At 70.2% G+C, this 20,511-nt stretch carries 19 protein-coding genes, 2 tRNA genes and 2 pseudogenes; 7 read left to right on the forward strand and 16 right to left on the reverse strand.

What is annotated here, in order from left to right; translation table 11 throughout:
- The first annotated feature begins 162 nt into the window (after nt 1-162).
- The 3 genes from CKO13_RS02170 to CKO13_RS02180 all read left to right on the forward strand — a co-directional run bounded on the left by CKO13_RS02170 (nt 163) and on the right by CKO13_RS02180 (nt 3,174).
- The gene (locus CKO13_RS02170; RefSeq protein ID WP_200256357.1) at nt 163-1,788 is read left to right on the forward strand and encodes a methyl-accepting chemotaxis protein; all 1,626 of its coding nucleotides are present in this window, start codon (nt 163-165) and stop codon (nt 1,786-1,788) included.
- Between the two features lie 229 nt (nt 1,789-2,017).
- Entirely contained in the window at nt 2,018-2,386 is a 369-nt protein-coding gene (locus CKO13_RS02175) for an H-NS histone family protein (protein ID WP_200256358.1), read from the forward strand.
- Between the two features lie 59 nt (nt 2,387-2,445).
- Nucleotides 2,446-3,174 (forward strand): TSUP family transporter, encoded by a 729-nt coding sequence (locus tag CKO13_RS02180; RefSeq protein WP_200256359.1) that lies wholly within the window; start codon nt 2,446-2,448, stop codon nt 3,172-3,174.
- On the opposite strand, the gene CKO13_RS02185 is transcribed toward CKO13_RS02180, so the two are convergent.
- The 3 genes from CKO13_RS02185 to CKO13_RS02195 are packed head-to-tail and all read right to left on the reverse strand — an operon-like array spanning nt 3,171 to nt 6,546.
- Nucleotides 3,171-4,094: an alpha/beta hydrolase gene (locus CKO13_RS02185; protein WP_200256360.1), complete on the reverse strand. Its 924-nt coding sequence runs from the start codon at nt 4,092-4,094 to the stop codon at nt 3,171-3,173. The genes CKO13_RS02180 and CKO13_RS02185 overlap by 4 nt on opposite strands.
- Complete coding sequence (locus CKO13_RS02190) at nt 4,094-6,046, reverse strand: Lnb N-terminal periplasmic domain-containing protein (RefSeq protein ID WP_200256361.1); 1,953 nt, start codon at nt 6,044-6,046, stop codon at nt 4,094-4,096. The genes CKO13_RS02185 and CKO13_RS02190 overlap by 1 nt, the downstream gene beginning before the upstream one ends.
- A gap of 53 nt (nt 6,047-6,099) precedes the next feature.
- Nucleotides 6,100-6,546 (reverse strand): DUF3015 family protein, encoded by a 447-nt coding sequence (locus tag CKO13_RS02195; RefSeq protein ID WP_338034562.1) that lies wholly within the window; start codon nt 6,544-6,546, stop codon nt 6,100-6,102.
- 242 nt (nt 6,547-6,788) lie between these two features.
- Between CKO13_RS02195 and CKO13_RS02200 the strand changes: the two are divergent.
- A pseudogene (locus tag CKO13_RS02200) lies at nt 6,789-6,974 on the forward strand (NAD(P)H:quinone oxidoreductase); the annotation flags it as partial.
- Nucleotides 6,975-6,988: 14 nt separating this feature from the next.
- On the opposite strand, the gene CKO13_RS02205 reads toward CKO13_RS02200, so the two are convergent.
- The 11 genes from CKO13_RS02205 to CKO13_RS02255 all read right to left on the reverse strand — a co-directional run bounded on the left by CKO13_RS02205 (nt 6,989) and on the right by CKO13_RS02255 (nt 15,099).
- Nucleotides 6,989-7,065 (reverse strand) — tRNA-Pro (locus CKO13_RS02205).
- 50 nt (nt 7,066-7,115) lie between these two features.
- Nucleotides 7,116-7,478 (reverse strand): MerR family transcriptional regulator, encoded by a 363-nt coding sequence (locus CKO13_RS02210; RefSeq protein WP_200256367.1) that lies wholly within the window; start codon nt 7,476-7,478, stop codon nt 7,116-7,118.
- Nucleotides 7,456-7,758, reverse strand: coding sequence for an integration host factor subunit alpha (gene ihfA, locus CKO13_RS02215; RefSeq protein ID WP_200256368.1), 303 nt, complete (start codon nt 7,756-7,758; stop codon nt 7,456-7,458). Before ihfA ends, CKO13_RS02210 begins: the two co-directional genes overlap by 23 nt.
- Before the next feature lies 1 nt (nt 7,759).
- Entirely contained in the window at nt 7,760-10,138 is a 2,379-nt protein-coding gene (pheT, locus tag CKO13_RS02220) for a phenylalanine--tRNA ligase subunit beta (protein ID WP_200256370.1), read from the reverse strand.
- 4 nt (nt 10,139-10,142) lie between these two features.
- Complete coding sequence (pheS, locus tag CKO13_RS02225) at nt 10,143-11,174, reverse strand: phenylalanine--tRNA ligase subunit alpha (RefSeq protein WP_200256372.1); 1,032 nt, start codon at nt 11,172-11,174, stop codon at nt 10,143-10,145.
- Between the two features lie 17 nt (nt 11,175-11,191).
- Nucleotides 11,192-11,551 (reverse strand): 50S ribosomal protein L20, encoded by a 360-nt coding sequence (gene rplT / locus CKO13_RS02230; RefSeq protein ID WP_200256374.1) that lies wholly within the window; start codon nt 11,549-11,551, stop codon nt 11,192-11,194.
- A gap of 15 nt (nt 11,552-11,566) precedes the next feature.
- Entirely contained in the window at nt 11,567-11,764 is a 198-nt protein-coding gene (gene rpmI, locus CKO13_RS02235; protein WP_200256376.1) for a 50S ribosomal protein L35, read from the reverse strand.
- Nucleotides 11,765-11,844: 80 nt separating this feature from the next.
- Nucleotides 11,845-12,393, reverse strand: a complete 549-nt coding sequence (gene infC, locus CKO13_RS02240) for a translation initiation factor IF-3 (protein WP_200256405.1) — start codon at nt 12,391-12,393, stop codon at nt 11,845-11,847.
- 3 nt (nt 12,394-12,396) lie between these two features.
- Entirely contained in the window at nt 12,397-14,319 is a 1,923-nt protein-coding gene (gene thrS / locus CKO13_RS02245) for a threonine--tRNA ligase (protein ID WP_200256378.1), read from the reverse strand.
- Between the two features lie 110 nt (nt 14,320-14,429).
- A tRNA-Val gene (locus tag CKO13_RS02250) sits at nt 14,430-14,506 on the reverse strand.
- A 254-nt stretch (nt 14,507-14,760) separates the two neighbouring features.
- Nucleotides 14,761-15,099 (reverse strand): helix-turn-helix domain-containing protein, encoded by a 339-nt coding sequence (locus CKO13_RS02255; protein ID WP_338034561.1) that lies wholly within the window; start codon nt 15,097-15,099, stop codon nt 14,761-14,763.
- Between the two features lie 257 nt (nt 15,100-15,356).
- Here CKO13_RS02255 and CKO13_RS02260 point away from each other — a divergent pair, with 257 nt between their 5' ends.
- The gene (locus CKO13_RS02260) at nt 15,357-16,127 is read left to right on the forward strand and encodes a DUF1186 domain-containing protein (protein ID WP_200256380.1); all 771 of its coding nucleotides are present in this window, start codon (nt 15,357-15,359) and stop codon (nt 16,125-16,127) included.
- A gap of 216 nt (nt 16,128-16,343) precedes the next feature.
- Here CKO13_RS02260 and CKO13_RS02265 read toward each other — a convergent pair whose 3' ends face one another.
- Nucleotides 16,344-18,626 carry a PAS domain-containing hybrid sensor histidine kinase/response regulator gene (locus CKO13_RS02265; RefSeq protein WP_200256389.1) on the reverse strand — a complete coding sequence of 761 codons (2,283 nt, stop codon included), beginning with the start codon at nt 18,624-18,626 and terminating at the stop codon, nt 16,344-16,346.
- A 192-nt stretch (nt 18,627-18,818) separates the two neighbouring features.
- On the opposite strand from CKO13_RS02265, the gene CKO13_RS02270 reads away from it, so the two are divergent.
- Nucleotides 18,819-19,748, forward strand: a complete 930-nt coding sequence (locus tag CKO13_RS02270; protein WP_200256391.1) for an aldo/keto reductase — start codon at nt 18,819-18,821, stop codon at nt 19,746-19,748.
- A gap of 7 nt (nt 19,749-19,755) precedes the next feature.
- On the forward strand, nt 19,756-20,412 hold the full coding sequence (locus CKO13_RS02275; RefSeq protein ID WP_200256394.1) for a DUF6064 family protein: 657 nt from the start codon (nt 19,756-19,758) through the stop codon (nt 20,410-20,412).
- On the opposite strand, the pseudogene CKO13_RS02280 reads toward CKO13_RS02275, so the two are convergent.
- Nucleotides 20,407-20,511 (reverse strand): annotated as a pseudogene (locus tag CKO13_RS02280) (IS5/IS1182 family transposase); the annotation flags it as partial. The gene CKO13_RS02275 and the pseudogene CKO13_RS02280 sit on opposite strands and share 6 nt — an antisense overlap.

The raw sequence follows: 20,511 nt of genomic DNA on the forward strand, positions 1-20,511 counted from the left end.
GCTGATGGGCGGTGGCGGCGGCGGGGGGGGCGGCAGCCTCCCGCCGGGGCTCGGCCGCTGAGCGTTTCACAGGGGGGTCATGTTCCCGTCCATGGTGTGTTAGATTTCGCTCAATCGCCCTTAACAGGCTTGCCGGCTTTCCGCTAAGAGGGGATCGAGCGCATGGCCCTCCTCCGCCGTATCAACGATCTCAAGATCTGGGTTCGCCTGCTCCTCGTCATCTGGGTGGTGCTGGTCGTGGCGTGGACGTCCATGATCGGCTACGCCGCCTGGGAGCAGCGGAACGTGGCGGTAGAGCAGGCCGTCGACTTCACCCAGACCATGAACCGCATGACCATGGCGGGGCTGACCGCCATGATGTGGACCAACACCATGGATCAGCGCGAGGAGTACCTCGGGCAGATCCGGGAGATGCCCAAGGTCCACGGGCTGCGGGTCATCCGGGCGGAGGCCACCGAGAAGTTCTACGGCAAGGGGCGGGAGCAGGAGCAGCCCCAGGACCAGATCGAGCGGCGGGTCCTGCGCACCGGCGAGCCGTATATCGAGGAGATCGACAACGGCAACACCCTGCGCGCCGTCATCCCGAACTTCAACGAGGAGAACTTCCTCGGCAAGAGCTGCATCGACTGCCACGGCCAGAATCAGCAGGGGGAGGTCCTCGGCGCCGTGACCATGGAGATCTCCCTCGACGAGGTGAACAAGTCCGTGGTCGGCTTCGGCACGACGCTCTTCGGGACCGCCGTGCTGATCAGCCTGCCGTTCCTGCTGATCGTCTACCTCTTCGTGCAGCGCTTCGTCACCGTGCCGCTGCGGGAGATGACCCACAACCTCGAGGCGATCGCCAGCGGCGGCGGCGACCTGACCCGGCGCCTGGAGATCGACCGCGGCGATGAGATCGGCACGGCGGCCGGGGCCTTCAACCGTGCCATGGGGGTCTTCCACGACCTGATCAGCCGCGTGGTCCAGTCCGCGGACCGGCTGAACGACTCGGCCCAGAAGGTCTCCCAGGTGACCGACCAGACGAACCAGCGGGTGGAGCAGCAGCGCTCGGAGATCGAGCAGATCGCCACGGCGATGAACGAGATGACCTCCACCGCGCAGGAGGTGGCGCGCAACGCGCAGCACGCCGCCCAGGCCACCGAGACCGGCGAGGACGCCGCGAACCGCGGCAAGGGGGTGGTCCAGGAGGCCGTCTCGGGGATCAACCAGCTCGCCGACGACGTCAACCGCACCGCCCAGACCATCCAGAAGCTCGCCGGCGACAGCGAGGAGATCGGCACGGTGATCGACCTCATCCGCGAGATCGCCGAGCAGACCAACCTCCTCGCCCTGAACGCCGCCATCGAGGCGGCCCGTGCCGGTGAGCAGGGCCGCGGCTTCGCCGTGGTCGCCGACGAGGTGCGCAAGCTCGCCAACCGCACCCACGAGTCGACGCAGCAGATCCAGGACATGATCGGCCGCCTCCAGCAGGAGACCGGCTCCGCCCAGACGGCGATGGAGCAGAGCCACGGCCAGGCCCAGGAGACGGTCCACCAGGCCTCCCAGGCGGGCTCGGTGCTCGAGGAGATCCAGGACGCGGTGGGGACCATCCACCAGGTCAACGCCCAGATCGCCAGCGCCGCCGAGCAGCAGAGCCAGACGGTCGAGGAGATCAACCGCAGCATCACCTCGATCAACGACGTCGCCGAGGAGACGGCCCGCGAGAGCAACCAGACCAAGGAGGCCGGCGACGAGCTCGAGGAGCTCGCCCGCGAGCTCAAGCGCCTCGTCGGCCAGTTCAAGGTGTAGGCCCTCGCCGGGCCGAGCGGGGGCGCGCCGCCGGCGCGCCCCCCTCCCGCCCGATCCGCTTTATCCTCCAGCCTCGCGCGTTTTTTCGGCCGCCCTCGAGCAGGCCGCCTGGAAAACCGGGGGATTCAAGGCGGCGAGGTGGCATTTTCCCTTTCTCGAGGATTTACACAGGCCGGCTCTTTCGGTAATTTCTGAATCTCATAAAAAATAGAGATTCAGGGAGAATTCCATGGACAACGAGACGGCGATTCAGCAGATTCAGAGCGCGGCCGAGGCGCTCGATTATGTGGATCTCCAGAAAGCGGCCCGGATTATCGAGAAGGAGCAGAAGCGGCGCGAGAAGGAGGCCCGGCGCCAGGCGCAGCAGGAGATGAAGCAGGTCGCCCAGAAGTACGGCCTGAATCTCGAGGAGGTCGCCGCCGAGCTCGCGAAGGGCCCGAAGGGCTCGGGCGGCAGCCGCGGGAAGGTCCCGCCGAAGTATCGCCACCCGGACGACCCCCAGAAGACGTGGACGGGGCGCGGCCGCAAGCCCGTCTGGGTCAAGGATTGGGAGGCCGAGAACGGCGATATCGAGCAGCTGCGGATCCCCGAGAGCTGATCCGCCCGGCGCCTATTAGCTCCCTCAGGTCCATCTCGCAAGAAGGCGGCTGAGCTCCCGTGCCGATCGGCATCGACGCGGCGGATTGGGCGCTCGCCTGTGCGGTCCTGCTCGTCGGCACGGTGGTCCAGGGGTCGGTGGGCTTCGGCGTCGCCCTGCTCGGGGCGCCGATCCTGTTCTGGATCCACCCCGGCCTCGTCCCGGGCCCCGTGCTCGTCGTGGGCATGGTGCTGCCGCTGCTGATCCTGATCCGCGAGCGGCACGCCCTCGACACCGCGGGGGTGCGCTGGGCGATCCCGGGCCAGCTCAGCGGCGCGGCGGCCGCCGGCGTGCTCCTCGCCCGGATCGATGCGGCGGCCCTCTCCCTGCTGTTCGGCCTGCTCGTGCTCCTGGCGGTGGCCCTGAGCCTGGCGAGCAGCGCCCCGCGCCCGACGCCCGGCCGCCTCCTCGCGGCCGGCGCGCTCTCCGGCTTCATGGCGACGGCGACCTCGATCGGCGGGCCGCCGCTGGCCCTGGCCTACCAGGGCGTGCGCGGCCCGCGCCTGCGCGCCTCGCTGTCGGCGGTCTTCGTGGTCGGGGCCTGCGGCTCGCTCACCGCCCTGACCCTCATCGGCCGCTTCGGCCTCACCGAGCTGCTGCTGGGGGTGAGCCTGCTGCCCGCCATCGGGGCCGGCTTCCTGCTCTCTACCTATACGGCGCACGCCCTCGATCGCCGCTGGCTGCGGGGCGCCGTGCTCGCCGTCTCCGCCGCCGCCGGCCTGATCGCGGTCGGCCGGGCGCTGCTCTAGGGCCGCGGCGGCACCGGGTCCCACGGCCCCGCCGGCGCCTGCCGGGCGGCGTCCGGCGCGCCCTCGAGCCAGCCCCGGAGCGTCGCCACGAGGCGCTCCCGGACCTGGGGATCGGCAAGGGCCGCGCCGTGCTTCGCCCCCTCGATCCGCCACAGGTAGCGCGGCTCCTGCGCCGCTCCGTAGAGCCGCTCGCCGTGCTCGGCGGGGATGATGGGGTCGTCGCCGCCGACGATCACGAGCAGCGGCACCGGGGCGAGGGCGGCGACGTGGTCGACGGGGGCGAAGCGGTCGCTGACGAGCCAGGAGAGCGGGTACTGCAGGGGCCAGGTGAGCCAGAAGCCGGCCAGCTTCTCCCGGGCGATGCCGCGGTAGCTCGCGAACGGCCCCTCGGCGACGACGCCCGCCGGGCTCGGTCCCGCCCAGCGGGCGAGGCTGGTGATCGCCACGCTCGCCCCCAGGCTCTGGCCGAGGACCACGGTGCGGGACAGCGCGATGCGGGGATCGCGCCGCGCCCACTCGAGCGCCGCCTCGGCGTCCGCGTGGACCCCCGCGAAGTCCGGCTCCCCCGCCGAGCGGCCGTAGCCGCGGTAGTCGAAGGTGAGGACGTTGAAGCCGTGGCGCGGCAGCCACCAGACGGCGCCGACGTGGGTGCTGATGTTCTGGGCGTTGCCGTGGAAGTGGATCACCGTGCCGTGGACCGGCTCGCTCTGCGCGGGCAGGAACCAGCCGTGCAGGGCCGTCCCGTCGGCGCTGGCAAAGCGGACCTCCTCGTAGACGAGCCCCGCCTCGGCGGGGTCCCCGTAGTGCTGCTGCGCCGGGTAGAAGAAGGCGGATTGGCAGCCGCCGAGCGCCGCCGCGAGCAGCAGCGAGAGGGTGGCGCTCCGGAGGCTGATCGAGGAGGCCGGGGCGTGCTGGTGCATCAGAAGTACCGATAGAGCGTCAGGCCGGCGCTGTCAACGAGGACGTCGAACTCCTCCCGGCGCTCGGCGTGGAGGCGCAGGGCGGCCTCCCGGCCGAGGCTCAGCGCCGCCTCGGCGCGCAGCCGCCAGGCGCCGCGGCCGTCGTGGAAGCGCAGCCCCTTGCCGGTGAGCCGCAGCCCGAGGGGGCCGCGCCGGTAGTGCAGCTCGCCGCGCAGCCCGGCGCCGAGCCGCGCCCGGTCCTCGAGCTGCGGGGAGGCGCGCAGGGCCGCGGCCCCGGCGAGCTGCAGGCGCCAGGCGGCGTCCTCGTCGAGGGCCCACGCCGGCCCCACATCGCCGGCGAGCTCGGCCATCAGCGGCCGGCGCCCGCTCGCGGCGCGGTGGCGCTGGAGCCCGGCGTGCGCGCCCCAGGCCCACTCGGGGAAGGGCTGATTGCGCACGCCGAGGGAGCGCAGCTCGACCAGGCGCAGGCGCTCCAGCGCGGCCCCGCCCTCCGGCTCCCGTCCCGCCTCGGCCGGCTCATCGCGGTAGAGCCGCGCGACGACCTCGAGGAAGTCCACCTGGGCGGCGGGGCGGTAGCCGGCCGGCGGGTCGAGCAGGTCGTGGTAGGCGGCGCGCCAGCGCAGCTCGGCGTAGCCGACCCCGGCGAGGCTCCCCAGGCCCGCGCCGAGGCGCTTCGTCGGGTGGCCCTCGTCGGGGCGCACCGGCGGACGCTGCGGCTCAGCCAGGCGGGGGGCGTCGAGCCGGCTGCGCGCGGCGAGCAGCCGGTGGCGGCGCTGCCGGCTGCCGCTAGCGGCGGTGCCGCGGGAGGCCGCGTAGTCGAGGTAGGCGTAGGCGGTCTCGAGGATGTGCGCCCGGCGCTCGGCCGGGAGCCGCTGGAGCGCCGGGGCGTCCACGGCCAGCTCGCCCTGGGCGAGCTGGCGGGCGCGACGCGCATCGGCGGGGGGGAGCGACTCGAGGGCGTGGTCGAGGACGCGGCGCCTCGACGGCCGGTAGTCGACGTCGGCGACCAGGCCGGCCTCGGCTACGGCGCGGACGGTATCGCTGGGCAGGGCCCACAGGTCGAAGCGCCGGCGCAGCGACAGCCCCGGCTCAGCCGCCTCCAGGAGCGCGAGGAGCCGGAACGAGCAGTTCTGGTAGAAGAAGTAGTACGGCATCGCCGCGCCCCGGAGCTCCCACAGGTGGGCGAGGAGGCGGTCGATGGCGGCCTCGTCGAGGCGGAGCTCGTACTCCCAGAGGTCGCGGCTGTCGACGCGGACGTACTCGCGGACCTTGCGGTGGTACGGCATGAGGGCGTACTGGCCGGGGTAGCCGCCGAGGACCCCCCGGACGGCGAAGACGATCCCCGAGTCCTCCCGGGTCTGCGCGGCGTGATTGACGGCGAAGGCGGTGAGCGGGTGGCGGCGCCCGTCCCCGCCGTCGAGGCGCAGCAGGGTGTGGCCGAACATCGACGCCGGATTGCCCATGTAGGCGTCGGCGTAGACCAGCACGGCGCGCTCGGCGTCGACGCGCTCGCGCCAGGCCCGATAGGTGCGGCACGCCGGGCGGGGCAGCGGCCGGGTCAGGGCGTCGAGCCCCAGCTCGCGGACGAGGAGCCGGCGCCGCGCCGGGAAGCGGCAGGCGGCGTGGGCCCCCTCGGCACCGGGGACCACCGGGGCGAAGAGGGCCGCGACGGTGGCCTGCAGCTCCTCGAGGGGGGTCTCGTCGCCCGCCGCGCTGAGGTAGAACCCCGGCGAGTGGACGGCGCCGCTCGGCCCGGGACGGGTGGCGCGCGGCTCGTAGGCGAGCAGCCGCTGCCAGCGCGGCGCCTCGGCCAGGGCGCGGGCGGCCGGGGAGTGGGCCGCGGCCTCCGGGGTGGTGACACCCGCGGCCGTGGCGGGCAGGAGCGCGGCGAGCAGGACGACGAGCCCGCAGCCTACGCGGCCGCGCCGGCGGGAGGGCGGGCGGTATTGCAAGCGGTTAGGGAGAGACCGCCGCCCTGCAGGTGAGGGCGGCGGTCCCCGGCTCGCTACGCCGCGTAGCGGCTGAGGGCCTGGCTGTCGGCCATGGTCGCCGTCAGGTTCCGGAGGGCCTCCCGGGCGGTGACGTCGGCCGAGGGGAAGATCTGCTCGAAGTGCGTCTGGGCGTGGCGGTAGAAGGCGGCTCGATCGGCCTGGTCGATCTCCATCAGGGAGGCGAGGGTGGCCAGCGCCTCGCCGCCGCCGCTGGCGGCGTCCTGGGCGACCTGCTCCATGTTCTCGGACATGAACTGCGAGGCCTCGGCGCTGATGACGCCGTTATCCTCGCAGCCCAGGGTCCCGGAGGTGATCCCGAAGACCTGGTTGGAGAAGAGGCCGTTGGTGGTCACGGCGAGGATCTCGGCCGCCTTGCCGGACTGGCCGTCCCAGAGCACGGTGCCGGCGCCGCAGCCGGTGTTCTCGGGGGCGGCCTGCTGGGCGTTGGCGCTGGCGGCCACGAGGCCCAAGGCGCCGCAAAGGCTTGCTGCGATGAGGTGTTCTCTCGGCATAAAGGCTCCTGCTGCTCGTTCTTCAGGGTGCGTGTTTGTGGGGGGCTACTAACCTTGACTTTAGTAGCCATGCGCCCTGAGTGAGGTACGCAGAGCCTTCCCGTGTCGGATCCGATGAGGGGGCCCCGAGACGATGCCCGAGGATGTCGCCCGGCAGGCGGGCGTCAAGCTCGAGCAGGCGGCGCCGGGTGATCGTCGGATTGCCGTACGCCGCCCCCGAGCTGGCGGACCTGACAGAGGTGCGGGGCGGCAGCCCCTACGGCGCGGCGACCCTCGCCGGCGCGGACGGCAGCCACCAGCCCTCGGAGAAGGAGCTCGCCTTAGCGCGGTTCCAGGGCAAGCATGTAGCGGAGATCGCCGGGCGGATGCACGGCTAGAGGGAGGAGGTATTTGGTCGGGGCGGCAGGATTTGAACCTGCGACCCCCTGCACCCCATGCAGGTGCGCTACCAGACTGCGCCACGCCCCGACTTGTTGAGCCACTAGGATAACGGCGTGATCGGCGCAGGGCAAGGGGGCTCAGCGCTTGAGGGTGTCGAGGATCGACTCGAGCTCGGTGCGCATCTGCCGGATGATCTGCTGGCTCTGGCTGGCGTCCTCGCGCCCCTCGCCGCCGGCGAGCCTCTGCCGCGCGCCCCCGATGGTGAACCCCTCGTCGTAGAGGAGGGTGCGGATGCGGCGGATGAGGATGACGTCCTGGCGCTGGTAGTAGCGCCGGTTACCGCGGCGCTTGACGGGGTTGAGCTGGGGGAACTCCTGCTCCCAGTAGCGGAGCACGTGGGGCTTGACGGCGCAGAGCTCGCTTACCTCGCCGATGCTGAAGTAGTGCTTCTCGGGGATCGGCGGCAGGCCGCCCTCGTCACTCCTCCCGCTGCCCGGCATAGGCCTCGACACGGCTCTTGAGCTTCTGGCCGGGGCGGAAGGTGACCACGCGCCGGGCGGAGATGGGGATCTCTTCGCCGGTCTTCGGATTGCGCCCGGGGCGCTCGTTCTTGTCGCGGAGCTCGAAGTTGCCGAAGCCGGAGAGCTTGACGGGCTCACCGCTCTCGAGGGCGGCGCGGATCTCCTCGAAGAACATCTCGACCAGCTCCTTGGCCTCGCGCTTGTTCAGGCCGACCTCCTCGAAGAGCCGCTCGGCCATCGCCGCCTTGGTCAACGACATCCTACTCCCCTCTCATGCTCGCTCCGAAGCGCTCCTCCAGGCATGCGACCACGCCCTTGAGGACATCGTCCACGTCCTGATCCGTCAGCGTGCGGGAATAATCCTGCAGAATCAAGCCCATGGCGACGCTCTTGGCGCCTTCGGGGACGCCCTTGCCGCGGTAGACGTCGAAGAGCCGGGCGTCGGCCAGCGTGGCGCCGGCGGCCTCGCGGGCGGCGCTGAGCAGCTCGCCGGCGGCGACCGCCTCGTCGACGAGCACCGCGAGGTCGCGGCGGATCGAGGGGTAGCGGGAGATGGGGGTGAAGGCGGGCAGGGCGGCGGCGCCCACCGCCGCCTGCTCGAGCTCGAAGAGCACCGGCGCGCCGTCGAGCTCGAGGGCCTTGGCGTGCTCCGGGTGGAGCGTGCCGAGCCAGCCCACGGGCCGGCCGTCGCGCTCGATGCGCGCGCTCTGACCCGGGTGCAGCGCCGGGTGCTCCGCGGCGCGGAAGCGGAAGGCCTCGCCGGCGCCGGTGCGCTCGATCAGGGCCTCGACGTCGGCCTTGGCGTCGAAGAAGTCGACGGCGCGCCGCGGGGCGTCCCACTGCTCGGGCAGCAGCGGCCCGGCGCAGACGCCGGCGAGGGTCGGGGTCTGGGCGAGGCGATCGAGGCTGCCGCGGAAGACGCAGCCGTGCTCGAAGAGCCGCACCCGCTCGTGCTGGCGGTGCTGGTTGTGCTGGAGCGCCGTCAGCAGCCCCGGCCACAGGGAGGTGCGCATCTCGGCGAGCTCCGCCGAGAGGGGGTTGGCCAGGGGCAGCGCCTCGGCCTCGGGGTCCAGGCGGCGCTGCAGCTGCGGATCGACGAAGGCGTAGGTGATGGCCTCGAAGTAGCCGCGCTCGACCAGCGTCGCCCGCAGGGCGTCCTCGCCGAGCTGGCGCTCCGGGGCGGCGGCGACGTGCAGCGGCGCCTCCAGGGGGCGCTCGGGCAGGGCGTCGTAGCCGTAGAGCCGGGCGACCTCCTCGACGAGGTCCACCTCCCGCTCGAGGTCGAAGCGCCAGCTCGGCGGCTGGACCCGCCACCCCTCGGCCGTGGCCTCGGGGCGGGTGCCGAGGCGCTCGAGCATGGCGGCGACCTGCTCGCCGTTGGGCGTCCAGCCGAGCAGCCCCTCGAGGCGCCGGCGGCGCAGCTCCACGGCGGGGCGCTCGGGCAGGGCGCTCGGCTCCACCGCCTCGGCCAGCGGCCCCGGCGTGCCGCCGCAGATCTCGAGGATCAGCGCCGTGGCGCGCTCGCTGGCGCGCCGCGCCGCCTCGAAGTCGACGCCCCGCTCGTAGCGGTGGGAGGCGTCGGTGTGCAGGCCGTAGCGCCGCGCCCGGCCGGCGATGGCCGCCGGGGCGAAGAAGGCCGACTCGAGGAAGACGTCGGTGGTCGCCTCGCCGACGGCGGTCTCCGCCCCGCCCATGATCCCGGCGAGGGCCACGGGGCCGCTGCGATCGGCGATGACGAGCACATCGCTGTCGAGCTCGATGCGCTCGCCGCCGAGCAGGGTCAGGGCCTCGCCGCTGGCCGCGTGGCGCACGGCGATCGGCGGGGCGAGGCGGGCGAGGTCGAAGGCGTGCAGCGGCTGGCCGTGCTCGAGGAGGACGTAGTTGGTGATGTCGACGAGCGCCGAGACGCTGCGGATGCCGGCCCGGCGCAGGCGCTCGCGCAGCCACAGGGGGCTGGGGGCCTGGGGGTCGACGCCGCGGATGACCCGGCCGCAGTAGCGCGGGCCGTCGGTGGGGGCGTGGAGCTCGACGGGGACCGTCTCATCGCCGGCGGGGGGCACCGCCGGCGGCTGCGGCGGCGTGAAGGCGGCCCCGGTGATGGCCGCCACGTCGCGGGCCACCCCGACCATGCCCAGGCAGTCCGCCCGGTTGGGGGTCAGCTCGATCTCGAGGACCGTGTCGTCGAGGTCGAGCGCCGCGCGCAGGTCGGCACCGAGGGGGAGATCGCCGGGGAGCTCGAGCAGCCCGGCGGCGTCCTCGTCGAGGCCGAGCTCGGCGGCCGAGCAGAGCATCCCCGCCGAGCGCACGCCGCGCAGCTCCGTGGCGCTCACGCGCTGGCCGCCGGGCAGCTCGGCGCCATCGCCAGCGAGGGGCGCGCGCAGGCCGGGCCGGGCGTTGGGGGCGCCGCAGACCACCTCGAGCGGCTCGCCGCCGGCGCGGACCCGGCAGACCTGGAGCTGATCGGCCTCCGGGTGCGGCCGGCACGCCTCGATCTCGCCGACCACCACGCCGTGGAAGGGCGGGGCCGCCGGCTCGACGGCGTCCACCTCGAGGCCGGCCATGGTCAGCGCCTCCGCTAGCTCCGCCGTGGAGAGCTGCGGGTCGACCCACTCGCGCAGCCACTGCTCACTTACACGCATGTGCTCACCGGAATTGGCCGAGGAAGCGCAGGTCGTTGTCGAAGAACAGCCGCAGGTCGTCGACCCCGTAGCGGAGCATGGCGAGGCGCTCGACCCCCATGCCGAAGGCGTAGCCGCTCCACTGCTCGGGGTCGATGCCGGCGTGCTCGAAGACGGCCGGGTGGACCATGCCGCAGCCGAGGACCTCGAGCCAGCCCGACTGCTTGCAGACGCGGCAGCCCTCGCCGCCGCAGATGACGCACTCGACGTCGACCTCCGCCGACGGCTCCGTGAAGGGGAAGTACGAGGGCCGGAAGCGCACGGCCACCGGGCGCTCGAAGAAGGCGTTGAGGAACTCGTGGAGCACGCCCTTGAGGTCGGCGAGGCTCACCTGGCGGTCGACGAGCAGCCCCTCGACCTGGTGGAACATCGGCGTGTGGGTCAGGTCCGAGTCGCAGCGGTAGACCCGCCCCGGGGCGATGACCCGGATGGGCACGCCGTCGCGCTCCATGACGCGGATCTGCACCGGCGAGGTGTGGGTGCGCAGCAGCCGCGTGGCGTCGAAGTAGAAGGTGTCGTGCATCGCCCGCGCCGGGTGGTGGGCGGGGATGTTGAGCGCCTCGAAGTTGTGCCGGTCGTCCTCGACCTCGGGGCCGTCGGCGCTCTGGAAGCCGGCGCCGGCGAAGATCGCGGCGATCCGCTCGAGGGTGCGCGTGACCGGGTGCCGGGCGCCGCGCGCCTGGCCGCGGCCGGGGAGGGTGACGTCGATGCGCTCGGCGGCGAGGCGCTGCTCGAGCTCGGCGCGCTCGAGCTCGGCGCGGCGCGCCTCGAGCCGCTCGGCGAGGCGCTCCTTGGCCGCGTTGATGGCGGCCCCCGCCTCCGGGCGCTGCTCGGCGGGGAGCTGGCCGAGGCCCTTGAGCAGCGCCGTCAGCTTCCCCTTCTTGCCGAGGTACGCGACCCGGACGCCGTCGAGCGCCGCGAGATCGGAGGCCGCCGCGACCGCGGCCTCCGCCTCCTCGGCGAGGGCGTTGAGCTCGTCCTGGTAGTCGGCGGCCATGCCTCGGCGGGCAGCCCTCAGCCGCGGAGGGCGCCCTGGGCCTGCTCGGCGAGGGCCGCGAAGGACTGCGGCTCGTGGACGGCGAGGTCGGCGAGCTGCTTGCGGTCGACCTCGATGCCGGCGTGGCGCAGGCCGTTCATCATGCTGCTGTACGACAGGCCGTTCTGCCGGGCGGCCGCGTTGATGCGCTGGATCCACAGGCGGCGGAACTCGCGCTTGCGCTGCCGGCGGTCACGGTAGGCGTACTGGCCGGACTTGATCACCTGCTGCCGGGCGATGCGGAACGACTTGCGCCGCATCCCGTAGTAGCCCTTGGCCTCCTTGAGGACCTTCTTGTGCTTGGCGCGGTTGGTTACGCCCCGCTTGACTCGTGCCATGGATCGCTCCCGTGCTTACTTGGCCAGCATGCGCTTGACCATCGGCGCATCGCTGTCGTGGACCTCGGTAAGGGATTGCAGGCGGCGCTTCCGCTGCGGGTCCTTCTTGGTGAGGATGTGGCTGTGGTTCGAGCGGGCGCGGACAATCCGCCGCCCCGAGGGCCTCACGTTGAAGCGCTTCGCCGCGCCGCGCTTGCTCTTGAGCTTGGGCATCGTCGGCCTCCCTGATCACAAAAAGAAGCGAGCGCGCCGCCCTGGGAGCGGAACGCGCCCGCCGCTACAGATTCTCTGGGCTATTTCCCGCTCTTGCGCGGGCTCATCATCATGACCATCAACCGCCCCTCCATGCGCGGGCGCTGGTCGACGGTCGCAATATCGCCGAGCTCCTCCTCGAGCCGATCGAGCAGCTGCTTGCCGAGCTCCTGGTGCGCCATCTCCCGGCCGCGGAAGCGGATGGTGACCTTCGCCTTGTCACCCTCCTCGAGGAAGCGGCGCAGGTTGCGGAGCTTGACCTGGAAGTCGCCCTCGTCGGTGCCCGGGCGGAACTTGACCTCCTTGACCTGGATCTGCTTTTGCTTCTTGCGCGCCGCCTGCTGCTTCTTGCTCTGCTCGAACTTGAACTTGCCGTAGTCCATCGCCCGGCAGACCGGCGGATCGGCGTTGCCGTCGATCTCGACGAGGTCGAGGTTCTGCTCTTCGGCGCGGGCGAGGGCGTCCTCGAAGGAGACGATCCCGACCTGCTCGCCGTCGCTGCCAATCAGCCGGACTTGCGGCGCCGTAATCTGCTCGTTGAGGCGGCGCTCGTTGCCGCCGCGCTGACCGCGCTTGGCTCTGGTTGCGATCCTTTAATCCTCCGTATTGCGGCCACGACGCGAGATATCGCCGTGCAGGCGCGTCGCCAGATCCTCGAGGCTCATGGAGCCCAGGTCCGTACCGTCGCGCTGGCGCACGGCTACCGTACCCGAGTCTAGCTCCCGGTCCCCGATGACAACCATGTAGGGGACCTTCAACAGCGTATGCTCGCGGATTTTATAGCCGATCTTCTCGTTCCTCAAGTCGGCCTCGGCACGGAAGCCGCGCTCCTTGAGCGCCTGCTCGACCTCGCGGGCGTAGTCGGCCTGGCGGTCGGTGATATTGAGCACGACCGCCTGCACCGGCGCCAGCCACGGCGGCATCGCCCCGCCGTAGTGCTCGATGAGGATGCCGATGAACCGCTCCAGCGAGCCGAGGATCGCCCGGTGGAGCATCACCGGCGTGCGCCGCTCGCCGTCCTCGTCGACGAACTGCGCCCCGAGCCGCCCGGGCATGGAGAAGTCGACCTGGATGGTGCCGAGCTGCCAGACCCGCTCGAGGCAGTCGCGCAGCGAGAACTCGATCTTCGGCCCGTAGAAGGCCCCCTCGCCGGGCTGGAGCGTGTACGCCAGGCCGTGGCCCTCGAGGGCCTGGGCGAGGGCCGCCTCGGCCTTGTCCCAGACGGCGTCGTCGCCGACCCGCTCCTCGGGGCGGGTGGACAGGGCGATGACGATGTCGTCGAAGCCGAAGTCGCGGTAGGCGGTGTAGACCGAGTCGATGAAGGCCCCGACCTCCTGCTGGATCTGCTCCTCGGTGCAGAAGATGTGGGCGTCGTCCTGGGTGAAGCCGCGCACCCGCATGAGCCCGTGGAGCGTGCCCGAGGGCTCGTTGCGGTGGCAGGCGCCGAACTCCGCCAGGCGCAGCGGCAGGTCGCGGTAGCTCTTGAGCCCCTGCTTGAAGACCTCGACGTGGCAGGGGCAGTTCATGGGCTTGACCGCGTAGTCGCGCGACTCCGACTCGGTGGTGAACATGTTCTCGGAGAACATCGCCCAGTGCCCGGAGCGCTCCCAGAGGCTGCGGTCGACGAGCAGCGGCGTGCGGATCTCCTGGTAGCCGTGCTCGCGCATGAGCTCGCGGATGTAGCCCTCGACCTCCAGGTAGAGCCGCCAGCCCCGGGGGTGCCAGAAGACCATCCCCGGCGCCTCCTCCTGGACGTGGAAGAGCGCCAGGTTGCGGCCGAGCCGGCGGTGGTCGCGCCGCTCGGCCTCCTCGAGGCGCTTGAGGTAGGCCTGCAGCTGCTTGCGGTCCGGCCAGGCGGTGCCGTAGAGGCGCTGGAGCTGCTCGTTGCTCGGGTCGCCGCGCCAGTAGGCGCCGGCGACCTTGGTCAGCTTGAAGGCCTTGAGCTTGCCGGTGCTCGGCACGTGGGGGCCGCGGCACAGGTCGACGAAGTCGCCCTGGCGGTAGACGCTGACGGTCTCGCCGGCGGGCAGCTCGTCGATGATCTCGGGCTTATACGTCTCGCCCCGCTCGCGGAAGAAGCGCTTCGCCGCCTCGCGGTCCCAGACCTCGCGCTCGATGGGCTGGTCGGCCTCGGCGAGCTCGCTCATGCGCTGCTCGATGGTCTCGAGCTCGTCCTCGGAGAGCGTCGTCTCGCCGGCGAAGTCGTAGTAGAAGCCGTTCTCCACCGTCGGGCCGATGGTCACCTGCAGCTCCGGGTGGAGCTGCTTGACCGCCTGCGCCATGAGGTGGGCGGCGGAGTGGCGGATGACGTCGAGGCCCTCCGGGTCGTTGGCGGTGATGAGCTCGACGGCGGCGTCGTGGTCGACGGTGCAGCTCAGGTCCACCAGCTCGCCGTCGATGCGCCCGGCGACGGCGTCGCGGGCGAGCTTGCGGCCGATGGACTCGGCGACCTCGCGGAGGGTGACGGGCTGCTCGAAGTGCTTGACGGAGCCGTCGGGGAGGGTAATAGCGGGCATGCGGTGCCTCCGACAGTGGTGGCCGATACGAGGGGCCACATGTATGAAAACCAATGGCGCCGGGCCGCGGGGGACGGCCCGGCGCCATTGGGTGCGCTCGGTGCGGAATCTGGTAGGCGCGAGTGGACTCGAACCACCGACCTCCACCATGTCAAGGTGGCGCTCTAACCAGCTGAGCTACGCGCCTGTTGACTACGCTTGGGCATTCTACAGGCTCCCGGACTCATGTCAACAGATCGTGCAACTATCTGAACTTAAAGGATCCTTTTGTTGCCCTGAGCGCTGCGTAGGCATAGGGGCAAAGGGGGTGGTCCGGGGCACGCAGCCCCCAAAAACCTTTCTTTTAGTGGGTTTGGGCCCATCTGGGGCCCAAAGTGGGCCCGAGCTGAGCCCTGGGCCTTAGGCCGGACGGCTAGGGCGACTGAAACCGTGAGCACCACCTTAAGAAGGGCCCTCGTCCTCTTCCGAGGCCTCCGGGTCGTCCGGCACGTACTCCACAAGGTCTCCCGCCTGGCAGCCGAAGTAGCGGCATAGCCGCTCCAGGACATCGGTCGTGGTGTTGTAGCCCCGTGGGCCAGACATCTTGGACAGCACGGTCCTATTGATCCCTGTCTCCGTGGCGATCTCGCTCAAGGTTATCCGGCGCCCTAGCTCGAACTCTCGGTCCGAGATCCTTTCCCGCAGTCGGAACCTGATCAAAGCCCCTTTCCCCGTGTACTTGTATGGCTCTTTAGTGCCTGACGGGCAACACAGGCGTAGTAAAGTGTTCCCTGTAGGCACAAAAGAGGGCTAAGTGCCTATCCGAATAACCCCGCTACCGCCTTCCGGAAAGCGTTCAGAGCGTAGGTAAGATGGAACATGGCCGGGTATATGGAGCTCATATTCCCCGAGCGTACTAGGAGAATCTAGGGTTATTCGGATAGGCACCTACTACCCCCGCGGTAACCGGCTGTCACCCACACGATCCGCGAAAGGACCAATCCATCGCGAGCGATCCCCAGAGATGGCTAGCCCTCGAGGACCAGGGTCCCACCCTTTTGTATACCTTGATTCTTTTGCCGCATTTCCGTGAGACCCGGGCCCATCCCCATGTGGTTGCCTTGGCGACCTTGCCGGAAGCGTTGGCGGAGCCGCTCCTCGGCGACGCTATCACCGAGCTATTGCCCATGGCGCTGTGGCGTACCAGCGGAGGCGATACCACGGCCATCCAGGAGGTGGCGAAGGATCGAAACGCCTATGGCCACGGCAGGGGGGCTGCCGTAGCGGCCTTGACCGAGGCCGCCCTACTAGGGGAACTGGATGTAGAGGCGACCAAGGCGACCTTGGGGGAGTGGCTAGCGGACGACGACTTCGCGGAGCTGGGCGATCCTGTATGGGTGTCCTTGTTGACGAATCTCCTCTCCCTTTACGCCACGGAGTACGTCCATCTACTGCGCCGCCGGATACACGAGGAGTATATCGACCCCTGGGTCGTGCCGGAAAGCGAGATCGATAGTACCTTCAACTGTGATCGTGAGGCCGTTCTTGCCGAGGGCCGGAAGTGGGCCAAGCGGCACTTTCCCGATGATGTGCACAGCCACCTGGCGAATTGGGCTAGCTTCCAGCCAGGCTTCTGGGATGAGCCGGAAGGAGACGACGGGTCGGGCGGCGGTGTGTTCGTCTCGGAGGATCTTCCGCCCCTGTTCGGTGGAGTCGAACCTACTGGCCGCTTGAGCCCCAAGCCCGCGAGTAAAGACCCCAAAAAGAAAAAGCAGAAACGCAAGCAACAGAAGAAGGACCGCAAGGCTGACCGCCAAAAGCGGAAATAGGGGGCGCTAGTCTATAGGATTTTTGGTCTTGACTAGAACATCCTGCCAGCTTTTTATTATTTAATATATGTAGGTATGTATATTATGGCTTATCTACTTGGCACAGAGACGAGGATCTACCTTTTGCTCGGGCAGTTGGGCTTATATCTGCCATTCGAGTTTGATATCGATTTATTCAAGATCTCGCCGCACTCGATGGGCTATTCACAGTAGTCTTCAGTCGTGAGCTGATTCGCTACCTCTCGGCGCTTGCTGCAGGAGCCGCTCGAGCGCCTCCCGATCCACGGGCTTGCTCAGATACGTATCGCAGCCGGCGCGGTAGCACCGCGCCCGCGCCTCCTCCGTGGTGTGCGCCGTTAGTGCGGCGATCGGGGTCCGCGGCTCGCCGTGCTGCGCCTCCTCGCGGCGGATCGCCTCGGCCACCTCCTCGCCGCTGAGCCCCGGGAGCTGGAGGTCGAGGAGCACCAGCCCGGGCCGCTCCCGGCGCCACGCGGCGAGCGCCTCGGCGCCGTCCTCGGCGGTCAGGACGGTGCACCCGCGCTGCTCGAGCAGGGCGCGGAGCATCAGGGCGTTGGTGGGCTCATCCTCGACGGCGAGCACCCGGGGCGGCGCCTTTTGCGGATCCTCCGCCGCGCGTGCAGGAGGCTCCTCGGCCGCGCTCGGCGGCGGCCCCGGCGCCGTCTCCAGCGCCACCATGAAGGTGAAGGTCGCCCCCTGGCCGGGCGCGCTGTCGACGGTGAGCTCGCCGCCGAGCAGCCGGGCCAGCTCCCGGGCGATCGCCAGGCCCAGCCCGCTGCCGTCGGTATCCTGGTGCCCCGCGTCGCGGCTGAAGGCCTCGAAGATCGTGGCCTGGTCCGCGGCGGCGATGCCGGGGCCATGGTCGTGGACGCGCAGCCGCAGCCGGCCCGCCCTGTCGGCGTCGGCCTCGACCCGCACGGGGTTGGCCTCCGTGAACTTGATGGCGTTGGTGGCCAGATTGAACAGCACCTGGGCCAGGCGCGTTGCATCGGTATGCACCCAGCGCGGCAGTGTCTGCTCATCGATCCGCCCGGTCAGCTCGACGCTGCGCTGCTCGGCCTGGTGGCGGAGGATCTCAAGCTGCTCGGCGAGGAAGGCGGGGAGCTCAAAGGTCTCCGCTTGGAGGCTCACTCGCCCGGCTTGAAGCTTCGAGAGGTCGAGCAGCGTGTCGATGAGCCCCAGCAGGCGCTTGCCGGCCGTCCGGCAGAGCCCGACGTAGTGGCGCTGCTGCGGATCGAGGGCGGAGTCGGCCAGCAGCTCAGTAAAGCCCAGCACGGCGTTGAGCGGCGTCCGCAGGTCGTGGCTGACGCTGTCCAGGAACTTGGACTTGGCGTTCAAGGCCGCCTCGAGGCTGTGCTGGAGTTCCTTGTATTCGGTGACATCGTAGGCAATGCCTACCCGGCGCACCAGCTGGGTCTGTGGGTCGCAGACGGAGCGGGATCGCATTCGGATCCACCGTACCTGCCCCTCGGGCTGGAGCAGGCGGAAGGTTTCCTCAAGTTCAGGGCTCCCCTGGTGGTACTGCGTTATCCGCTCGCGCAGCGGCTCGCGGTCCTCGGGGTGGACGGCCTCGAGGAAGCTAAAAGGGTCGGCGTAGAGGCGTTTGGCACTTTGGCCCCAGAGACGCTCGTAGGCGCCGTTGACGTAGAAGACCTGGGCCTCGCCGTCGCAGAGCCAGAAGACCTCCTCAAGGCTCTCGGCCATGAGCCAGAAGCGTGCCTCGCTCTCGCGCAGGGCCTCCTCGGCACGGCGCCGCTCGGTGATGTCCTGCACCGTGCCGAAAAGGCACCAGAGGGTTCCGTCGTCGTGATACTCGGCGTACTTGTGCTGCTGCACCCACCGGATCTCGCCGTCGGGGCGCACAATGCGGTGCTCGAGCTCTATGGTTCCGGCCTGCTCGACGTGGCGCCGCTGCCGCTCGACGTAGGGGCGGTCTGCGGGGTGGATGGCCTCGTAGAAGTCCGCGATGCACGGGGTGAAGCGCTTCGGGTCGCGGCCGAAGATCTCGTAGGTGACCCGCGACCACCACAAGGCGCCCCGGGCCCGGTTGCCCTCCGGCGGGTAGGAGACCCAGTGGCCGACCCGGGCGAGCCGCTGCGCCTCCTCAAGGCGCGCCTGCTCACGGCCGCGCTCCGGCGCCGTGGGCGCCGCCATCGGCTCGATCGCCCCCTCCAGGAAGGGGCCGTAGCCGGGGATCTCCCGGCGCTGGACGCGCTGCGTGACCCATTGGGCGTGGCCGTCGGCGGCGTCCAGCCAGCGCGTGCGCTCCTGGACCGCCCCGGGCTCCGCCGCGGCCATCTCCTCGTGCCCGAGGCCGAAGTCCCGCGGCGCGTAGGCGAGCAGCTCGTCGACCGACGCCAGCCCGCAGAGCGCTGCGAGGGCGGGATTGGCGTCGAGGAAAGGGGCATCCGCCTCGAGGGCAGCTTGATAGATCCCCGTCTTGAGGTAAGCGAAGCGGGTGCGCAGCGGCTCCTCGCCCATGCGGCCTCCATGCTCGCGGCCTGTGGTGGGGCCTGCTCTCCGAATTCGCGGCGCTAGGAACCTGTATCCTATATCGTGGATACTATCGAAAGTGAAGGCGTCGTTGGAGAACCCCACCTCGAAGTGGTCTTGCCCAGCCAACGTGGAGACGGTCTAACTATTGAATCGGGCCCTTCCCCGAGTGAGGTCGCCATGAGCCCTCGTTACTCGCGCCGAGCCGCCTTGAAACGCCTGGGTGCCGGCATTGCCGGTGCCTGGCTGGCGCCGCATCTGTCCTGGGCCAACCCCAGCGACCTGCTCCGCAAGTCCCTCCCCGGGGGCGGGTCTCTGCCGGTCATCGGCCTGGGTACCTGGCAGACGTTCAACGTCGGCAGCGATCCGCAGCTGCTCGACGCACGTACGGAGGTCGTGCGTGCCTTCTTCGAGCACGGCGGCGGCCTGGTCGACTCCTCACCGATGTACGGCTCCGCGCCCGACGTCATGGGCTATGCACTCGACAAGCTGGGCAAGCCGGACTCCCTCTTCGCGGCCGAGAAGGTCTGGAGCCCGGCTGGCGGCAGCACGCGCGAGCAGGTTGCCGATCTGTCCAGCCGCTGGGGCGTTGACCGCTTCGATCTGGTCCAGGTCCACAACCTCGCCGACTGGCGCGAGCATCTGGACGTCCTCAAGCAGATGAGGGCTGACGGCGAAATCGGCCACGTCGGCATCACCACCTCGCACGGCCGCCGGCACGACCAGCTCGAGCGCGTCATGCAGGAGCACGATATCGACTTCGTGCAACTGACCTACAACATCACCCACCGCCAGGCGGCAGAGCGCCTGCTGCCGCTGGCGCAGGAGCGAGGTATCGCCGTGATCGCCAATCGCCCCTACGCCGGTGGCCGGCTGATCAAGGGCCTCCAGCGCCGCCATGAAGTCCCTGGATGGGCTGCGGAGGCATTCGACTGCCGCACCTGGGCCGACTTCCTGCTCAAGTTCATTGTCAGCCATCCGGCGCTGACCTGCGCCATCCCGGCAACGACCCAGGTGGCGCACGTCATCGAGAACATGCGCGCCGGCCAGGGACCCATGCCGACGCAGGCAATGCGGGAGCGCATGGTCCGCCACATCGCGTCGCTGTAACCGCGTGATGGGCGACTGGCAGACCTACCGCCTCGAGGGCTTCATCCCGTTCACGCCGGAGATCTACCAGCGTTTGCTGGAGCGCATCAACGAGACCTTCTGGCCGCTGCACCTCGTTGCGGTTTTCATCGGCCTGCTCGCCTTGCTGCTCGGGTTTCGTGGTTATGGGCGCACTGCCCTGGCCCTGCTTGCCCCCGCGTGGCTGACGAGCGGGATCATCTTCCACCTGACCTATTACGCCGAGCTGAACTGGGCCGCCCCCTGGTTTGGCTGGGGGTTTGTCGCCCAGGCGGCTGTGTTGCTGGCCGTGGCGTTTCTCGCCGGATCCATCAGCGTGCAAAGGCATCCCCCGGGGCTTTCGGCCTGGGGCGGCGCGACCGTCGCGGTGGTCTCCTTGCTCGGCTATCCGCTCATCGCCGCAGCGATCGGCCCGGGATGGGGCCACGCCGAGGCCTATGGCCTGCACCCCGACCCCACGGCAATCGCCACCCTCGGCGTGCTGCTGGTCCTGCTGCGCGGCCTCGCGCTGTGGCTCAGCTTGCTCATTCCCACCCTGTGGTGCGTAATCGGGTCGCTGACCCTGATCGCGATGGACTCAGCCGGGGCGCTGATCCCGTTGTCCGCGGCGATTTTGATTGCTGGTCTTAGTGCCTATCCGGAATAACCCCGCTGCCGCTTGCCGGAAGGTGATCAGGGCGTGGGCGAGATGAAGCATAGTCAAGTAGTTGCGGTCCTTCTTCCCCCAGGGCACCAGCAGCCTCCG

The organism is Halorhodospira neutriphila (assembly GCF_016584055.1).
In the GTDB taxonomy this organism is placed as follows: domain Bacteria; phylum Pseudomonadota; class Gammaproteobacteria; order Nitrococcales; family Halorhodospiraceae; genus Halorhodospira; species Halorhodospira neutriphila.

Excerpts from the sequence above, each read along its gene's own strand:
- CKO13_RS02170 (WP_200256357.1), top strand. The coding sequence starts at position 163 with ATGGCCCTCCTCCGCCGTATCAACGATCTCAAGATCTGGGTTCGCCTG.
- CKO13_RS02175 (WP_200256358.1), top strand. The coding sequence starts at position 2,018 with ATGGACAACGAGACGGCGATTCAGCAGATTCAGAGCGCGGCCGAGGCG.
- CKO13_RS02185 (WP_200256360.1), bottom strand. The coding sequence starts at position 4,094 with ATGCACCAGCACGCCCCGGCCTCCTCGATCAGCCTCCGGAGCGCCACC.
- CKO13_RS02210 (WP_200256367.1), bottom strand. The coding sequence starts at position 7,478 with ATGCCGGGCAGCGGGAGGAGTGACGAGGGCGGCCTGCCGCCGATCCCC.
- ihfA (WP_200256368.1), bottom strand. The coding sequence starts at position 7,758 with ATGTCGTTGACCAAGGCGGCGATGGCCGAGCGGCTCTTCGAGGAGGTC.
- pheT (WP_200256370.1), bottom strand. The coding sequence starts at position 10,138 with ATGCGTGTAAGTGAGCAGTGGCTGCGCGAGTGGGTCGACCCGCAGCTC.
- pheS (WP_200256372.1), bottom strand. The coding sequence starts at position 11,174 with ATGGCCGCCGACTACCAGGACGAGCTCAACGCCCTCGCCGAGGAGGCG.
- rplT (WP_200256374.1), bottom strand. The coding sequence starts at position 11,551 with ATGGCACGAGTCAAGCGGGGCGTAACCAACCGCGCCAAGCACAAGAAG.
- rpmI (WP_200256376.1), bottom strand. The coding sequence starts at position 11,764 with ATGCCCAAGCTCAAGAGCAAGCGCGGCGCGGCGAAGCGCTTCAACGTG.
- thrS (WP_200256378.1), bottom strand. The coding sequence starts at position 14,319 with ATGCCCGCTATTACCCTCCCCGACGGCTCCGTCAAGCACTTCGAGCAG.
- CKO13_RS02265 (WP_200256389.1), bottom strand. The coding sequence starts at position 18,626 with ATGGGCGAGGAGCCGCTGCGCACCCGCTTCGCTTACCTCAAGACGGGG.
- CKO13_RS02270 (WP_200256391.1), top strand. The coding sequence starts at position 18,819 with ATGAGCCCTCGTTACTCGCGCCGAGCCGCCTTGAAACGCCTGGGTGCC.
- CKO13_RS02275 (WP_200256394.1), top strand. The coding sequence starts at position 19,756 with ATGGGCGACTGGCAGACCTACCGCCTCGAGGGCTTCATCCCGTTCACG.